The sequence below is a fragment of the Sphingomonas metalli genome (assembly GCF_014641735.1).
Classification (GTDB): domain Bacteria; phylum Pseudomonadota; class Alphaproteobacteria; order Sphingomonadales; family Sphingomonadaceae; genus Sphingomonas; species Sphingomonas metalli.
In genome coordinates this window covers 646,596-661,330 of sequence record NZ_BMIH01000003.1, presented here as the reverse complement: position 1 = coordinate 661,330, position 14,735 = coordinate 646,596, and the positions used below count along the sequence as shown (strand labels likewise).

The 14,735-nt window shown below is 69.7% G+C and carries 13 protein-coding genes; 5 read left to right on the top strand and 8 right to left on the bottom strand.

Annotated elements, in window-relative coordinates; genetic code table 11:
* Position 1: 1 nt before the first annotated feature.
* The 7 genes from phoU to IEX18_RS13505 all read right to left on the bottom strand — a co-directional run bounded on the left by phoU (position 2) and on the right by IEX18_RS13505 (position 7,133).
* Positions 2 to 688, bottom strand: a complete 687-nt coding sequence (phoU, locus tag IEX18_RS13535; RefSeq protein ID WP_188659263.1) for a phosphate signaling complex protein PhoU — start codon at positions 686 to 688, stop codon at positions 2 to 4.
* A gap of 11 nt (positions 689 to 699) precedes the next feature.
* Positions 700 to 1,464 (bottom strand): phosphate ABC transporter ATP-binding protein PstB, encoded by a 765-nt coding sequence (gene pstB / locus IEX18_RS13530; protein ID WP_188659262.1) that lies wholly within the window; start codon positions 1,462 to 1,464, stop codon positions 700 to 702.
* The gene (pstA, locus tag IEX18_RS13525) at positions 1,464 to 2,765 is read right to left on the bottom strand and encodes a phosphate ABC transporter permease PstA (protein WP_188659261.1); all 1,302 of its coding nucleotides are present in this window, start codon (positions 2,763 to 2,765) and stop codon (positions 1,464 to 1,466) included. The genes pstB and pstA overlap by 1 nt, the downstream gene beginning before the upstream one ends.
* Entirely contained in the window at positions 2,758 to 4,131 is a 1,374-nt protein-coding gene (gene pstC, locus IEX18_RS13520; RefSeq protein ID WP_188659260.1) for a phosphate ABC transporter permease subunit PstC, read from the bottom strand. The genes pstA and pstC overlap by 8 nt, the downstream gene beginning before the upstream one ends.
* On the bottom strand, positions 4,128 to 5,192 hold the full coding sequence (locus tag IEX18_RS13515; RefSeq protein WP_188659259.1) for a substrate-binding domain-containing protein: 1,065 nt from the start codon (positions 5,190 to 5,192) through the stop codon (positions 4,128 to 4,130). Before IEX18_RS13515 ends, pstC begins: the two co-directional genes overlap by 4 nt.
* A gap of 82 nt (positions 5,193 to 5,274) precedes the next feature.
* Entirely contained in the window at positions 5,275 to 6,456 is a 1,182-nt protein-coding gene (locus IEX18_RS13510) for an ATP-binding protein (protein WP_188659258.1), read from the bottom strand.
* Entirely contained in the window at positions 6,453 to 7,133 is a 681-nt protein-coding gene (locus IEX18_RS13505) for an HAD-IA family hydrolase (protein WP_188659257.1), read from the bottom strand. The genes IEX18_RS13510 and IEX18_RS13505 overlap by 4 nt, the downstream gene beginning before the upstream one ends.
* Positions 7,134 to 7,196: 63 nt before the next feature.
* Here IEX18_RS13505 and glmU point away from each other — a divergent pair, with 63 nt between their 5' ends.
* Both glmU and IEX18_RS13495 read left to right on the top strand, forming a co-directional pair.
* Positions 7,197 to 8,573, top strand: coding sequence for a bifunctional UDP-N-acetylglucosamine diphosphorylase/glucosamine-1-phosphate N-acetyltransferase GlmU (gene glmU, locus IEX18_RS13500; RefSeq protein ID WP_188659256.1), 1,377 nt, complete (start codon positions 7,197 to 7,199; stop codon positions 8,571 to 8,573).
* Positions 8,570 to 9,487, top strand: coding sequence for an ROK family protein (locus IEX18_RS13495; RefSeq protein WP_188659255.1), 918 nt, complete (start codon positions 8,570 to 8,572; stop codon positions 9,485 to 9,487). Before glmU ends, IEX18_RS13495 begins: the two co-directional genes overlap by 4 nt.
* Before the next feature lie 92 nt (positions 9,488 to 9,579).
* Here the strand turns inward: IEX18_RS13495 and dinB are convergent, their stop codons facing one another.
* A complete protein-coding gene (gene dinB, locus IEX18_RS13490; RefSeq protein WP_188659254.1) occupies positions 9,580 to 10,659 on the bottom strand; it encodes a DNA polymerase IV in 1,080 nt (359 codons plus the stop codon).
* Positions 10,660 to 10,740: 81 nt separating this feature from the next.
* Between dinB and IEX18_RS13485 the strand changes: the two genes are divergently transcribed.
* The 3 genes from IEX18_RS13485 to IEX18_RS13475 all read left to right on the top strand — a co-directional run bounded on the left by IEX18_RS13485 (position 10,741) and on the right by IEX18_RS13475 (position 14,376).
* Positions 10,741 to 12,168 carry a phospholipase D-like domain-containing protein gene (locus IEX18_RS13485; RefSeq protein WP_229664562.1) on the top strand — a complete coding sequence of 476 codons (1,428 nt, stop codon included), beginning with the start codon at positions 10,741 to 10,743 and terminating at the stop codon, positions 12,166 to 12,168.
* Between the two features lie 74 nt (positions 12,169 to 12,242).
* Positions 12,243 to 13,352, top strand: coding sequence for a DUF47 family protein (locus IEX18_RS13480; RefSeq protein ID WP_188659453.1), 1,110 nt, complete (start codon positions 12,243 to 12,245; stop codon positions 13,350 to 13,352).
* Between the two features lie 16 nt (positions 13,353 to 13,368).
* The gene (locus tag IEX18_RS13475) at positions 13,369 to 14,376 is read left to right on the top strand and encodes an inorganic phosphate transporter (protein ID WP_188659253.1); all 1,008 of its coding nucleotides are present in this window, start codon (positions 13,369 to 13,371) and stop codon (positions 14,374 to 14,376) included.
* The last annotated feature ends 359 nt before the right edge of the window (positions 14,377 to 14,735 follow it).

The window sequence follows — 14,735 nt, the reverse complement described above, 5'->3', positions numbered from 1 at the left end:
CTTACTCCCTTTCCAGGCCGCCGCGTTCGCGGTCGGCCAGATGCTCGCCGGTGGCGGCGAAATAGACCATTTCGGCGACATTGGTCGCATGGTCCCCGATCCGCTCCAGATTCTTGGCGATGAACAGCAGGTGCGCGACCTGGCTGATCGTCGTCGGATTCTCGACCATGAAGGTGACGAGGGTGCGGAAGATCGAGTCGTAGAAATCGTCGAGCGGGGCGTCGCTGTCCCACACCCGCGCCGCCTCCGCGGCATCGCGTGCGGCGAAGGCATCGAGCGCGCTGCGCACCATCTCGGCCGCCATGCGGCCCATGGCGGGCAGGATCGACACCGGCTCGATCCGATGCTCGCTCTCGATCAGCGGCACGCGCTTGGCGATGTTCTTGGCATAGTCGGCGATCCGCTCGACCACGCTGGCGATCTTCATCGCCGCCACCACCTCGCGCAGGTCGACCGCCAGGGGCGCGCGCAGGGCGATGATCCGCACCGCCTGCCGTTCCACCTCGGCTTCCAGTTCGTCGATCCGCCGGTCGTTCTCGCGCACTGCGGCGGCGAGCGCGAGGTCGCTGCGGGTCAGCGCCTGCATCGCCTTGGCGATGGCGTCCTCGGCCAGGCCGCCCATCTCGCTGATCAGGCCGCGCAGCTGACCGATGTCGCTGTCGAAGGCCTTGACGGTATGCTCGTTCATACGTCCCCCACTCAGCCGTAGCGGCCGGTGATGTAATCCTTCGTCCGTTCCTGACGCGGATTGGTGAAGATGTCCGACGTCGCGCCGTACTCGACCAGCGTTCCCAGGTGGAAGAAGGCCGTCCGCTGGCTGACGCGCGCCGCCTGCTGCATGTTGTGGGTGACGATCGCGATGGCGTAGCGGCCGCGCAATTCGTGGATCAGTTCCTCGATCTTGGCGGTGGCGATCGGGTCGAGCGCGCTGCACGGCTCGTCCATCAGGATGACCTCGGGATCGACCGCGATCGCGCGCGCGATGCACAGCCGCTGCTGCTGGCCGCCCGACAGCGCAGTGCCGCTGTCCGACAGCCGGTCCTTCACCTCGTTCCACAGGCCGGCCCGGGTCAGCGAGCGCTCGACCACGGCGTCCAGATCCGCTTTGCTCGCGGCCAGGCCGTGGATGCGCGGGCCATAGGCGACATTCTCGTAGATCGACTTGGGGAAGGGGTTGGGCTTCTGGAACACCATGCCCACCCGCGCGCGGAGCTGCACCACGTCCATCTCGGGCGCATAGATATCCTGCCCGTCGAGGCGGATGTCTCCCTCGACCCGCGCGCTCGGCACCGTGTCGTTCATCCGGTTGAGCGTGCGCAGGAAGGTGCTCTTCCCGCAGCCCGACGGACCGATAAAGGCGACGACGCGATCCTGCTCGATATCGATCGAGACGTCGGCGATCGCCTGTTTCGGGCCGTAATGCACATTGACGTGCCGGGCCGTCATCTTGGGGCTGTCGGTCATTACCAGCGGGTCTCGAAGCGGTTGCGGAGGTAGATGGCGAGCCCGTTCATCGCGAGCAGGAAGACCAGGAGCACGATGATCGCGGTCGAGGTCTTCTCGACGAAGCCGCGATCGACCTGATCGGACCAGAGGAAGATCTGGACCGGCAGCGCCGTCGCCGGGCTCGTTACCCCGGTCGGCGGCGCGGCGATGAAGGCACGCATGCCGATCATCAGGAGCGGCGCGGTCTCGCCCAGGGCGCGGGCCATGCCGATGATCGTGCCGGTCAGGATGCCGGGCAGGGCGAGCGGCAGCACATGGTGGAAGACGACCTGCACCGGCGACGCGCCGACGCCGAGCGCCGCGTCGCGGATCGAGGGCGGCACCGCCTTGATCGCGTTGCGCCCGGCGATGACGATCACCGGCATGGTCATCAGCGCCAGCGTCAGCCCGCCGACGATCGGCGCGGAGCGGGGCAGGCCGAACGTGCCGAGAAACACCGCCAGACCCAGCAGGCCGAAGATGATCGAGGGCACCGCCGCCAGATTGTTGATCGACACCTCGATCAGGTCGGTCCACCGGTTCTTGGGAGCATATTCCTCGAGATACAGGGCCGACAGCACGCCGATCGGAAAGGCGAGGGCGAGCGTGACGAACATCGTCAGCAACGAGCCTTTCAGCGCGCCCCAGATGCCGACCCGCGTCGGGTCGGTCGCGTCGGCGCCGACGAGGAAGTCTCGGTTCAGCCCGCGCGACAGGGCGCCCGCGCTAGCCAGACGGCGCACGGTCCGCTCGGCGTCCGGCGCGCCTTCGCCCTTCACCGCCATGTCGATCGCGCTCGCCGCGGGCAGGTCGAAGCTGGCACTGCGCCGCAGCAGCGAGGGGTCCGCCTTGATCGCGTCGCGCACGCGCAGCCAAGCGCCGCCCGAGAGGAGCGCGGGATCGCCCCAGGCCCGTGCCGCCGCGGCGCCGACCGCTCCCTCCAGCCCAGCACCCGCCAGCGCCAGATCGGCGCCACGGCCATCGAGCTGGCGCGCGGTGACGGGCAGCTTCGCCGCTGCGAGGTCGATCGGCACCCGAACCCGCGTCTCGGTGAAGCCGGCCAGACCCTGCACCAGCATGGTCGCGATCAGAAAGGCAAGGAACCCCGCCGACAGCACCACCGCGCCGAGACCCATCAGCCGGAAGCGGCACTCGGCGGCATAGCGGCGGCGGATGCGGCGCTGCATCGACGCGGTCGTCCAGTCGGTCGGTACGCGCGCCGGGGACTCGCCCGGCGTGGCGGCCAGCGTCGGCGCGCCGGCGACGAGCGAGCTATTCATAGGCCTCCCGGTAGCGCTTCACCACGGTCAGCGCGACGATGTTGAGGAGCAGGGTGACGATGAACAGCGTCAGGCCGAGGGCGAAGGCGGCCAGCGTCTTGGGACTGTCGAACTCCGCCTCGCCGGTCAGCAGGTCGACGATCTGGCGGGTCACGGTCGTCGCGCTGGCGAAGGGATTGGCGGTCAGGGTCGCGACCCCGCTCGCGGCCATCACCACGATCATCGTCTCGCCGATCGCGCGGCTGATCGCGAGCAGCACCCCGCCGACCACGCCCGGCAGCGCCGCGGGGATCATCACCTTGCGGATCGTCTCCGAACTCGTCGCACCCATGGCGAGGCTGCCGTCGCGCATCGCGCTCGGCACGGCATTGAGGCTGTCGTCGGCCATCGAGGAGACGAAGGGGATGATCATCACCCCCATCACCAGCCCCGCCGCCAGCGCGCTTTCGGACGATGCCCAGGTCACGCCGAGCGAGACCGCGACGTCGCGTACAGCCGGCGCCACGGTCAGCGCGGCGAAATAGCCATAGACCACGGTCGGCACGCCGGCGAGCACCTCCAGGATCGGCTTCATCCAGCGCCGCACCGACGGGGCGGCATATTGCGTCAGATACACCGCGCTCATCAGCCCGAAGGGGATGGCCACCGCCATCGCGATCACCGCGCCGATGAAGAAGGTGCCCCAGAACAGCGGCACCGCGCCCAGATTCGCGCCCGGATCGCGCGCGTCGAGCACCTGCGGCGACCAGTGGGTGCCGAACAGGAAATCGCCGATCGGCACCATCCGGAAGAAGCGCGCCGCCTCGTAGAGCAGCGAGGCGACGATGCCGATCGTCGTCAGGATCGCGATCAGCGAGGCGGCGAGGAGCAGCCCCATCACGATCCGCTCCACCCTGGTGCGGGCGCGGAAGTCCGGGCGCACATGGGTGAAGGCGAACCCACCGCCGGCAAAGGCGAGGAGCAGCGCGGCCGCCGTCGCGATCCAGTCGTAGCGCGCCTGCGCCACGGCGTAGAAGGGTGCGAGCCGCGCCGACAGGTCGTTGAACGCGCCATAGGCCCGGCCTTCGGCGAGCGCCCGCGCCTCCGACAGGATCGAGGCGCGGTCGAAGCCGGGCGGCGGCAATGCGGCGGCGGCCGGTTGCGCGACCACCGCCTCGGTCACCAGCGCGGGCGAGACGGCGGACCAGATGGCGAGGAAGGCGAGCGGCGGTACGATCACCCACAGTGCGACGTACCAGCCATGATGGCCCGGCAGCGAGCTGAACCGCTGGCTGCCGTTACGGAACGCGGCCGCACGCGCTCGCGCGACCAGCCAGCCGATCAGCGCGAGGCCCGCGACGATCAGGGCCAGTGCCAGCGCGCTCATGGCAGCACCGCCGGGTCGAGCGGCGTCTGGCCGGCGACGATCGCGGCTGAGCGCGCCCGGATCGCATCGGGAGCCGCGATCAGTCCGCGGCGCACGAGCGGACCGTCCGGACCCCAGCTCGCCGCGTAGAGCTTCAGGAAGTCGGCCAGATGCGGGATCGCCGAGAGATGGGCCTTCTTGACGTAGAGGTAGAGGGGCCGGCTGCCCGGATAGCGGCCGTCCGCGATCGTCTGGTAGGTCGGGGCCACGCCCGCGATCCGCACGCCGTTCACCGTCGCGGCATTCTCCTCCAGATAGGAATAGCCGAAGACGCCGATCGCATTGGGGTTCGACTGCAGCTTCTGGACGATCAGATTGTCGTTCTCGCCGGCATCGATATAGGCGCCGTCCTCGCGCACGCGGGTGCACAGGGCCTTGTGCGCCTCGGGATCGGTGTGCGCCAGCGCCCTGGCGGCAGGATCGAGATCCTCGCAGCCGCGGGTCAGGATCAGTTCGGCCATCGCGTCGCGCGTCCCGCTGGTCGCGGGCGGCCCATAGACCTGGATCGGGATCGGCGGCAGCGCGGCGTCGACGTCGCGCCAGGTTCGCGCGGTGTTCGGCTTGCCGCCCGGCGCCGCCGCCAGCGCGCGATAGAGCTGCGCCGGCGTCAGGTCCATCTTCGGCCCATTCTTCGCCTCGGCGAAGGCGATGCCGTCGATTCCGACCTGCACCTCGATGATGTCGCGTACGCCATGGGCGACGCAGTCGCGATACTCGCTCGCCTTCATCCGGCGCGAGGCATCCTCGATATCGGGATGCGCCGCGCCGATGCCGGCGCAGAACAGCTTCATGCCCGCGCCCGTCCCGGTCGATTCGATCACGGGCGCCTTGACGTCGGGATCGGAGGCGACGAGCTGTTCGGCGATCATCGTGGTGAAGGGGTAGACGGTCGACGACCCGACGACGCTGATCTGGTCGCGCGCGCCCGCCCCGCCGCCATTGGCCTGATCGCGGCAGCCGACCAGCGCGCAGGCGGCGATCGGCACCAGCATCAGCCGGGCGGTGAGAGGGTGGCGGCGCATCGGAATCCCCGTCGCGAAGGGCAGCCCGCCCTCCGGTCGGCCGCCCTATGTGACCGTCCGGTTACGCCTTTATGACACCGCTTCAGGGCGTTGGCGAAGCAGGATTTGCCGGGGGCAGGGTGACCGTCACCGTCGTCCCGACCCCCACCTTGCTGGCGATGTCGAGCCTTCCGCGATGCCGTTCGGCGATGTGCTTGACGATCGCGAGGCCAAGGCCCGTGCCGCCCAGAGCCCGGCTGCGCCCGGCATCGACACGATAGAAGCGCTCGGTCAGTCGCGGCAGATGCTCGGGCGCGATGCCCTCGCCCTCGTCGGCGACGGAGAAGGCGATGTTGTTCGCGGCCCGCCGCAGCGTGACCGTCACCGGCGTGCCCGGGCGGCCATATTTCAGTGCGTTGCCGATCAGATTGTGGATCAGCTGAGAGATCTGAGCGCGATCCCCGACGATCGGCGGCAATCCGTCGTGCATCTCCGCCACCAGATCCGCCGCACGCGGATTGCCGCCGTCGCGCAGCTCGGCGCAGACGTCGTCGAGCAGTTCGCCGAGGTCCAGCGTGCGATCGGGCACGCGATATTTGTCCGCCTCGATCCGCGACAGCGACAGCAGGTCCTCGACCAGCCGCTGCATCCGCCGGGCCTCGTCCATCATGATCTTCAGGAAGCGCTGGCGCAGCACCGGCTCCTCGCCAGCCTCCTCGCCCAGCGTCTCGATATAGCCCATGATCGAGGCGAGGGGGGTGCGCAGCTCGTGGCTGGCATTGGCGACGAAATCGACCCGCATCCGCTCGGCCGCGGCGTGCTGGGTGCGATCGACGAGGTTCATCACCACGATGCCCGGAGCAACCGGGGCGACGCGCATCTCCCAGCGCCGATCGGGACTGCCGATGCCGTAGAGCTCGACGGGATTGCCGTCCGCCGCGGCGAGCGCCTGCGCCGCGGCGGGATGGCGCACCGCGACCCGCACGTCCTCGCCCACTACATGCGCGCCGAGCACCGCGCGCGCGGCGGCGTTGGCGATGACGACCCGGCCGTTCTCGACCAGCACCACCGGATCCGCCACCGCGTCGAGCACCGCCCCCAGCGACGGGTCGGCGGGGGGCGGCGGCGGCGGCGCGGCGACGCGCGGCTCGCGGCGGCGGGCGAGCAGCGCCACCGCGACCGAGCCGACCAGAGCGAGTGCGCCGCCCTCCCAGTTGCCGCCCAGCAGCAGCACCGACACCGCCGTGACGAGCGCCAGGCCGAGCGCGGGCAGCGGGCTGTTCATCGCGCCGCGCCCAGCCGCTCCAGCGTCGGGACCAGTTCGGCGAACCCGTCGATCACCGCGTCCGCTCCCAAATCCGCCACCGGTCGATCGAGAAAGCCGAAGCTGCATCCCACCACCGGCACCCCCGCCGCCTGCGCCGCGCGGACATCGTAGATCGAATCGCCGACAAAGGCTGCGCGGTGCGCTCCGGCGCGTGCGATCATCTCTTGGATCGGGCGGGGGGAGGGCTTGCCGTTGCCCGGTCCCAGCGTATCGCCCCCGATCACCGTCACGAACCGGTCGGTGAGGCCAAGCGCGGCGAGGACGCGGGTCGCATAGGCCTCGAGCTTGTTGGTCACCACCGCCAGCCTCACGCCGCGCGCCGCGAGGCTGTCGAGCGCCTCCACCGCCTGCGGATAGGGCGCGGTGTGGACCACCATATGCGCTTCGTAATAGTCGAGCAGCACGCGATGCAGCCTGTCGAGCATGGCCGGGTCGCAGCCGCCGGTCCGGTCCAGACCCTGCGCCAGCATGTGGCGCGCGCCGCCGCCGATCATCGGCCGCACCTCCGCCACGTCCAGCGCCGGCCGGCCGGCCTGGGACAGCGCATGGTTCACCGCCGCGGCGAGGTCGGCGCTGGTGTCCAGCAGCGTGCCGTCCATGTCGAATCCGACCAGGTCGAAGGGAAAATCGGTCATGGATGCGCGGGGTGCCAGCACCCCTATGGCGTTGGCAAGCCATTCGTGCCAACCCGCCCGGCCATGAGCGCTGCCGACACCGTTTCCGCCGCCCCGATCGCCGCCGTCATCCTCGCCGCTGGCAAGGGCACGCGGATGAAGTCCGATCTTCACAAGGTGCTGCACCCGATCGCCGGGCGCCCCATGCTGCTCCATCTGCTCGACAGTCTGGGCCGCGCGAACGTGACGCAAAGGGTCGTCGTCGTCGGCGCATCCGGCGAACAGGTCGAGGCCGCCGTCGCGGGGCAGGGTGTCGCGATCGCCTGGCAGCAGGAGCAGCTCGGCACCGCTCATGCCGCGCTGCAGGCGGAGCCGGCGCTGGCCGCGTTCGACGGCATCGTGCTGGTCTGCTTCGGCGATACGCCCCTGTTGGCGGCGGAGACGGTCGCACGGCTGACCGCACGGCTCGCCGCGCCGGACGCGCCCGCCGTCGCGGTGCTCGGCTTCCGCCCGCGCGATCCCGCCGCCTATGGCCGGATCCTCGCCGATGCCGACGGCACCATCGAGAAGATGGTGGAATACAAGGATGCGACTACCGAGGAACGGGCTGTAACGCTCTGTAACTCCGGCGTTACGGCTGTGCACTCCCGCGATCTGTGGCGCCTGCTCCATCGCGTCGGCAATGCCAATGCCGCGGGTGAATATTATCTTCCCGACATCGTCATGCTCGCGCTCGCCGAGGGCGGCCGCGCCGTGTGCGTCGAGACGGGCGAAGACGAGGTCGCCGGCGTCAACAGCCGCGCCGAACTCGCTGCGGTCGAGGCCGGCTGGCAGGCCCGGCGCCGCGACGAGGCGATGGCCGCCGGCGTGACGCTGCTCGCGCCGGACACGGTGTGGTTCGCGCACGACACCGTGATCGGGTGGGACGTGAGCATCGGCCAGAACGTCGTGTTCGGCCCCGGCGTGACGGTCGCCGATGGCGTCACCATCCACGCCTTCTGCCATATCGAGGGCGCGCAGGTCGCGAGCGGTGCGGAGATCGGGCCCTATGCGCGCCTTCGCCCCGGTGCGGTGATGGAGGCGGGAGCGAAGATCGGCAATTTCGTCGAGATGAAGAAGGCGGTGCTCGGGGCGGGCGCGAAGGCGAACCACCTGGCCTATCTGGGCGATGCGGAGATCGGCGCGGGCGCGAATATCGGCGCGGGCACGATCACCTGCAATTACGACGGCTTCCGTAAGTCCCGTACCCGCATCGGCGCCGGTGCCTTCGTCGGGTCCAACAGCGCGCTCGTCGCGCCGGTGACGATCGGCGACGGCGCGATCGTCGGTGCGGGATCGGTGATCACCGCCGACGTTCCTGCAGACGCGCTGGCGCTCGCGCGCGGCCGGCAGGAACAGCGCCCCGGCTGGGCGGCGCGGTTCCGCGACATGATGCGCGCCAAGAAGGGATCCGGGGCATGAGCGACGAGGCGCCGCTGATCGCGGGAATCGAGCTGGGCGGCACCAAGTGCATCTGCATTCTCGCGCGCGGTCCCGATTCGATCGAGGACCGGGTACAGCTGCCGACCACGCGTCCGGAGGAGACGCTCGCGGGGATCGAGGCGGTGCTCGACCGCTGGTCCGGCTTTGTCGGGCTCGGCATCGCCAGCTTCGGTCCCGTGTCGATCGACCCGCACGCCGCCGATTACGGCCACATTACCTCGACGCCCAAGCCCGGCTGGGCGGGGCAGGACGTCGCCCAGCGTCTCCGCCGCCATGCCCGGGTGCCCACCGGCTTCCATACCGATGTCGTCGGCGCGGCACTGGCGGAGGCGCGCTGGGGCGCGGCGGCGGGGCTGGCCGATATCGCCTATGCGACGGTCGGCACCGGCATCGGCGTCGGTCTGATCGCGGGCGGGCGGCCGGTCGGCGGGCTGACCCATTCGGAATTCGGCCATATCCGGCCGGTCCGCGTCGCCGGCGACGACTGGATCGGCAACTGCCCTTATCACGGTGCCTGCTGCGAAGGGCTGGCGGCGGGCCCCGCGATCAAGGCGCGCACGGGCATCCCCGGCCCGGACCTGCCCGCCGACCACCGCGCCTGGGACCTCGTCGCCGATGCGCTCGGGCAGCTGCTCCACACGCTGGTCCTGACCGGCGTGCCGCGGCGGATCGTGATGGGCGGCGGCGTGATGGTCGGGACCGACCACCTCTTTCCCCGCGTCCGCGCGGCGATGACCCGCAGCCTCGCCGGCTATGTCGCGCTGGCGGAGGTGGCGGACGCCGACACCTTCGTCGTCCCGCCCGCCCTGGGCGGCAATGCCGGCCCGCTCGGCGCGATCGTCCTCGGCGCGCAGGCGGTGCAGGCGGAAATGGGGCGGGTGTTCCGGGGGTAGGGCGGCCCCTTCTGATCCTGACCCCGTTCGTGCCGAGCTTGTAGAAGCTCAGGGTGGACGGAAGGAGCACAAGGTAAGCCGCAGAAAGTCTGTCAAAAGGGCAAGCCCGGCTGCACCTCCTCCACCTCCGCCGCCTCGCCCAGCGCCGACAGCGTCAGCCCCAGCAGTCGTATCCCGCCCGGCACCGGCAGTTCCGCCGCCAGCAGAGCCCGGCCGGTCTCCAGAAACGCGGCCTTGCTCGTCAGCGGCTGGGCGAAGGACCGCGCGCGCGTGATCGTGGAGAAATCGTGCCGCCGCAGCTTCAGCGTCACCGTCCGGCCCCCGATTCCCGCACGCTCCACCCGGTCCCACGCCGCGTCCGCCACCAGGACGAGCTTCTCGTCGAGCGCCGCCGGCTCGGTCAGGTCGCGCTCGAAGGTGCGCTCCGCCCCGATCGACTTCGCGATCCGGTGGGAGCGCACCGGCCGGTGGTCCTGCCCCCGCGCGGCGCCGTGAAGATAGTGCGCGAAGCTGCCGAAATGCGCCTGCAGCCAGGGCAGGGGACGGTCGCGCAGGTCGGCGCCGGTCAGGATGCCCAACGCCTCCATGCGTCGCGCGGTGACCGGGCCGACCCCGTGGAAGCGCGCGACGGGCAGGCTGGCGACGAAGTCCGGTCCCTTGGCGGGCGGGATCACGCACAGCCCGTCGGGCTTGTTCTGGTCTGAGGCGAGCTTGGCGATGAACTTGTTGTAGCTGACCCCGGCGGAGGCGGTCAGCCCCGTCGTCTCGCGGATCCGGGTGCGGATCGCCTCGGCGATCGCCCTGGCCGAGCCGAGGGCGTGGCGATCCTCCGACACGTCGAGATAGGCCTCGTCGAGCGACAGCGGCTCGACGAGGTCGGTATAGTCGCGGAAGATTTCGCGGATCTGGTGCGAGACCGAGCGGTAGACCTCGAACCGGGGCTTCACGAAGACGAGGTCGGGGCAGCGCCGTACCGCGGTCGATGAGGGCATGGCCGAGCGCACGCCGAATACCCGCGCTTCGTAGCTTGCCGCCGCCACCACGCCGCGCGCCCGGCTGCCGCCGACCGCCACCGGCCGCCCGCGCAGCGTCGGGTCGTCGCGCTGCTCCACCGAGGCGAAGAAGGCGTCCATGTCGACATGGATGATCTTGCGGACGGGCGCGTCGGCCATGTTGGTGGAGATAATATGGATTTGCGCCGTTTGCAGCATCAGGGCATGCGCGACGTCGCAGCAAGGGGCAGGGAGACAGGGATGGAGCCGGGCGAGGCGCTGTGGCGGGTCGAGCGGGCCGACCGGATGACCGTGATCGTCGACGCCGACGATTATTTCCGCACCGCGCGGCAGGCGATGCTTCAGGCAAGGAAGCGCATCCTGCTGATCGGCTGGGATTTCGACGCGCGGATCATCCTGGATCATCGCGTCGCCCCGCGCGAGCCCGTCGGCCGCTTCATCTACGATCTCGTGCGCCGCAATCCGGAGCTGGAAGTGTTCCTGCTCCGCTGGGACCTCGGCGCGCTCAAGACGCTCGGTCGCGGAACGACGATCTTCACCGTCCTCAAATGGATGGCGCACCCGCGCATCCACACGCTGCTCGACGGGCATCATCCGACCGGCGCGTCGCACCACCAGAAGATCGTGATCATCGACGACTGCCTCGCCTTTTGCGGCGGCATCGACATGACCGGCGACCGGTGGGACACGCGCGAGCATCTCGACGACCAGCCGCTCCGTCGCCGTCCGCTCGGCCAGCACTACAAGCCGTGGCACGACGCGATCAGTGCGGTCTCCGGCCCGATCGCGGTCGCACTCGCCGAGCTCTTCCGCGAGCGATGGCGCGCCGCCGGCGGCAGCCACCGGCATCTGCCGCCGCCCGAACCGCTCGGCACCTGCTGGCCAGACGGTCTGGCGGTCGACTTCACCGATATCGACGTCGGCATCGCCCGCACCCTGCCCGACATGCCCGACCAGTCCGGCGTGCACGAGAGCGAGGCCTTGTTCCTCCGCCAGATCGCGGGGGCGCGCCACAGCCTCTATATCGAGAGCCAGTATTTCGCCTCCCGACGCATCGCCGAGGCGATCGCGCGGCGGCTGGACGAGCCCGATGGCCCGGAGGTCGTGGTCATCAATCCCGTCGCCGCGCAGGGGTGGCTCGAACCCCTGGCGATGGACACGGCCAGGGCGCGGCTCGTCACTGCCCTGCGACGGCGCGACCGGCACGGGCGGCTGCGGCTCTACCACCCCTTCACCGCGGGCGGCGTGCCGATCTACTGCCACGCCAAGATCCTGATCGCCGACGGCCGGGTGCTGCGGCTGGGCTCGAGCAACGTCAACAACCGCTCCATGCGGCTCGATTCCGAGTGCGACCTGGTGATCGAGGCCGAAGACCAGGCCCGGGCCGCGTGCGTCACCGCCATTCGCGACGGCCTGATCGCGGAGCATCTCGGCGTCGAGCGCGCGGTCGTCGCCGAGGCGATCGGCCGGACCGGGTCGCTGATCGGCGCGATCGAGAGCCTGCGCGGCGGCGGCAAGACGCTGCGCCCCTATGAGGTGCCCGATCTCAGCAGCGTCGAGGAGTGGCTCGCCGACAACGAGGTGCTCGATCCCGAGGGGCCGGACGAGATGTTCGAGCCGCTGTCGCGCCGGGGGCTGTTCCGCCGTCTGCGCCGCCCGGCTGCCTGATTTGCGGACATATCGTCTGCGCTAATCGGAATTATTGCTATCACAGGCCACCGGCCCCATCCTCGTAAACGATGATCCGGCAAGTTGGCGCTCTTCCCTATCGAATCGACGAGGACGGCGCGGCGGAGGTCATGCTGGTGACCTCGCGCGACACGCGTCGCTGGGTCGTGCCCAAGGGCAATGCCGAGCTGGGCCTGTCGCCGCACGAATCGGCGGCGCTGGAGGCGTGGGAAGAGGCGGGGGTGCGCGGCTTTCCCTGCGCGCACCCGCTCGGCGACTATGTCTACGACAAGCGGCGGCGAAGTGGTGTGCGGGCGGCGCGGGTCACGCTGTTCCCGCTCGCCGTCACCCAGCAGGCTGACGAATTTCCCGAGCGACACGAACGCGTAACCCGCTGGTTTCCGGTCGCGGAGGCCGCCGCCGCGGTCGACGAGCCCGATCTGTCCGCTTTGATCGCTGGATTTCGCGCGCCGGCTGGGCCATCGGGCGGTGAGAGCGATCCCGCCATTCCGGCCGGATCCGGGAGTCGATGGTCGATGCTGGGCTGGTTCCAGTCGCTGCTGCCCAAACAGGGGCGCTTCTTCGAACAGTTCGAGGCGCATGCCGCCACGCTGACCCGCGGCGCCGATGCGCTCGCCCGACTGCTTCACGCAGGGGACGGGAGCGATACCGCGACCGCGATCGACCAGATCGTCGCGCTGGAGCATGAGGCGGATGATATCACCCGCGACGTGCTGCACGAGGTACGCCGCGTCTTCGTCACCCCGTTCGACCGCAGCGCGATCATCGAACTGATCGGTGCGATGGACGACGCGATCGACCAGATGAACCAGACGGCGGGGTCGATCGCGCTCTACGGCGTCGCCCGCTTCGAGCCGCAGATGCGCGACATGGCCGGCATCATCGTCGAGGCGGCACGGATCACGGCGGAGGCGATCCCGCTGCTGCGCTCGCTCAACCGCAACGGGGAACGCCTCAACGAGCTGACGGGGCGGATGATCGCGATCGAGGGCAAGGCGGACGACATCCACGAAAGCGGCCTGCGCGCGCTGTTCGCCAGTCATCGCGACGATCCGATGGGCTTCATCGTCGGGCGCGAGATCTACGGCCATCTGGAGCGCGTGGTCGACCGGTTCGAGGATGTCGCCAACGAGATCCAGGGTCTCGTCATCGATCACGCCTGACCCGGAAGGTTCCGCGATGATCTCCATGACCCTGCTCGTCGCGCTGGTGGCGTTCGCGCTGCTGTTCGACTTCCTCAACGGCATGCACGACGCGGCCAATTCCATCGCGACCGTCGTGTCGACGCGCGTGCTCAAGCCCCAATATGCCGTCCTCTGGGCGGCCTCGTTCAACTTCCTCGCGCTGTTCGTCTTCGGCGAGCATGTCGCCAACACGGTCGGCAAGGGCATCGTCGACGCGAACGTCATCGATGCGACGGTGATCTGGGCGGCGCTGTTCGGCGCGGTGTCGTGGAACATCGCGACCTGGCTGCTCGGCATCCCGTCCTCGTCCAGCCATGCGCTGATCGGCGGTCTGCTCGGCGCCGGTCTCAGCAAGGCGGGGCTCGGGGGGATCGTCTGGAGCGGGATCTTCAAGACCGTCGCGGGCATCTTCGTCGCCCCCGCGCTCGGCTCGATCCTCGCGCTCGCGCTGGTGCTGATCGTCGCCTGGACCAGTATCCGGCTGACCCCGCTGGCGGTCGACAAGCGCTATCGCCGGCTCCAGCTCGTCTCCGCCGCGCTCTACAGCCTCGGCCATGGCGGCAACGACGCGCAGAAGACGATGGGGATCATCGCGGTGCTGCTGTACAGCCAGGGCCTGCTCGGCGACACCTTCTACGTCCCGCTCTGGGTCGTTCTATCCTGCTATGCCGCGATCGCGCTCGGCACCATGTCGGGCGGCTGGCGGATCGTCCACACCATGGGATCGAAGATCACCCGGCTGACCCCGGCCCAGGGCTTCTGCGCGGAGACGGGCGGGGCGATCACGCTCGCCATCGCCAATATCGGCGGGATCCCGATCTCGACGACCCATACGATCACCGGCTCGATCGTCGGCGTCGGCGCGGCGCGGCGGCTCTCGGCGGTGCGCTGGAACGTCGCCTCGAACATCGTCATCGCCTGGTTCGTGACCCTGCCCGCCGCAGGCGCGATCGGCGCGGCGGTCTATTGGGGGACGGTGCTGGTCGGGCGGGCTATGGGCTGAGTTCGGACACGGAGATCGCCGTTTCATGCCGCATCCATCCCGGGCCCGCTGGCCGTTAGGGGATCGTTGCATGGAAGGTGTGCGGGTGGCGACCGCCACCTGGACGCTACTCGTGCAGACGGAGAAAGTCTCCCTTCCTGCGTAGGCGAGGCCTTTGCATTGATGCCGTCATCCCCGCGAAGGCGGGGATCCATAATCTCTGATGTTTGCGAGTAATCCGGCACTCTCCCGCGCGTCTGGATCCCCGCCTTCGCGGGGATGACGGAAGAAAGGCTTTCCCAAGGTCCCGTTAAGGCTCGGATTTTGTGGTGATAGCGCGACGCTATAGACGCTCAAGGTAACCGCCTATGCTCGGGCGA

What these genes read in the sequence shown, in the direction of transcription:
- phoU (WP_188659263.1), bottom strand. Translation starts at nt 688, where the DNA reads ATGAACGAGCATACCGTCAAGGCCTTCGACAGCGACATCGGTCAGCTG.
- pstB (WP_188659262.1), bottom strand. Translation starts at nt 1,464, where the DNA reads ATGACCGACAGCCCCAAGATGACGGCCCGGCACGTCAATGTGCATTAC.
- pstA (WP_188659261.1), bottom strand. Translation starts at nt 2,765, where the DNA reads ATGAATAGCTCGCTCGTCGCCGGCGCGCCGACGCTGGCCGCCACGCCG.
- pstC (WP_188659260.1), bottom strand. Translation starts at nt 4,131, where the DNA reads ATGAGCGCGCTGGCACTGGCCCTGATCGTCGCGGGCCTCGCGCTGATC.
- IEX18_RS13515 (WP_188659259.1), bottom strand. Translation starts at nt 5,192, where the DNA reads ATGCGCCGCCACCCTCTCACCGCCCGGCTGATGCTGGTGCCGATCGCC.
- IEX18_RS13510 (WP_188659258.1), bottom strand. Translation starts at nt 6,456, where the DNA reads ATGAACAGCCCGCTGCCCGCGCTCGGCCTGGCGCTCGTCACGGCGGTG.
- IEX18_RS13505 (WP_188659257.1), bottom strand. Translation starts at nt 7,133, where the DNA reads ATGACCGATTTTCCCTTCGACCTGGTCGGATTCGACATGGACGGCACG.
- glmU (WP_188659256.1), top strand. Translation starts at nt 7,197, where the DNA reads ATGAGCGCTGCCGACACCGTTTCCGCCGCCCCGATCGCCGCCGTCATC.
- IEX18_RS13495 (WP_188659255.1), top strand. Translation starts at nt 8,570, where the DNA reads ATGAGCGACGAGGCGCCGCTGATCGCGGGAATCGAGCTGGGCGGCACC.
- dinB (WP_188659254.1), bottom strand. Translation starts at nt 10,659, where the DNA reads ATGGCCGACGCGCCCGTCCGCAAGATCATCCATGTCGACATGGACGCC.
- IEX18_RS13485 (WP_229664562.1), top strand. Translation starts at nt 10,741, where the DNA reads ATGGAGCCGGGCGAGGCGCTGTGGCGGGTCGAGCGGGCCGACCGGATG.
- IEX18_RS13475 (WP_188659253.1), top strand. Translation starts at nt 13,369, where the DNA reads ATGATCTCCATGACCCTGCTCGTCGCGCTGGTGGCGTTCGCGCTGCTG.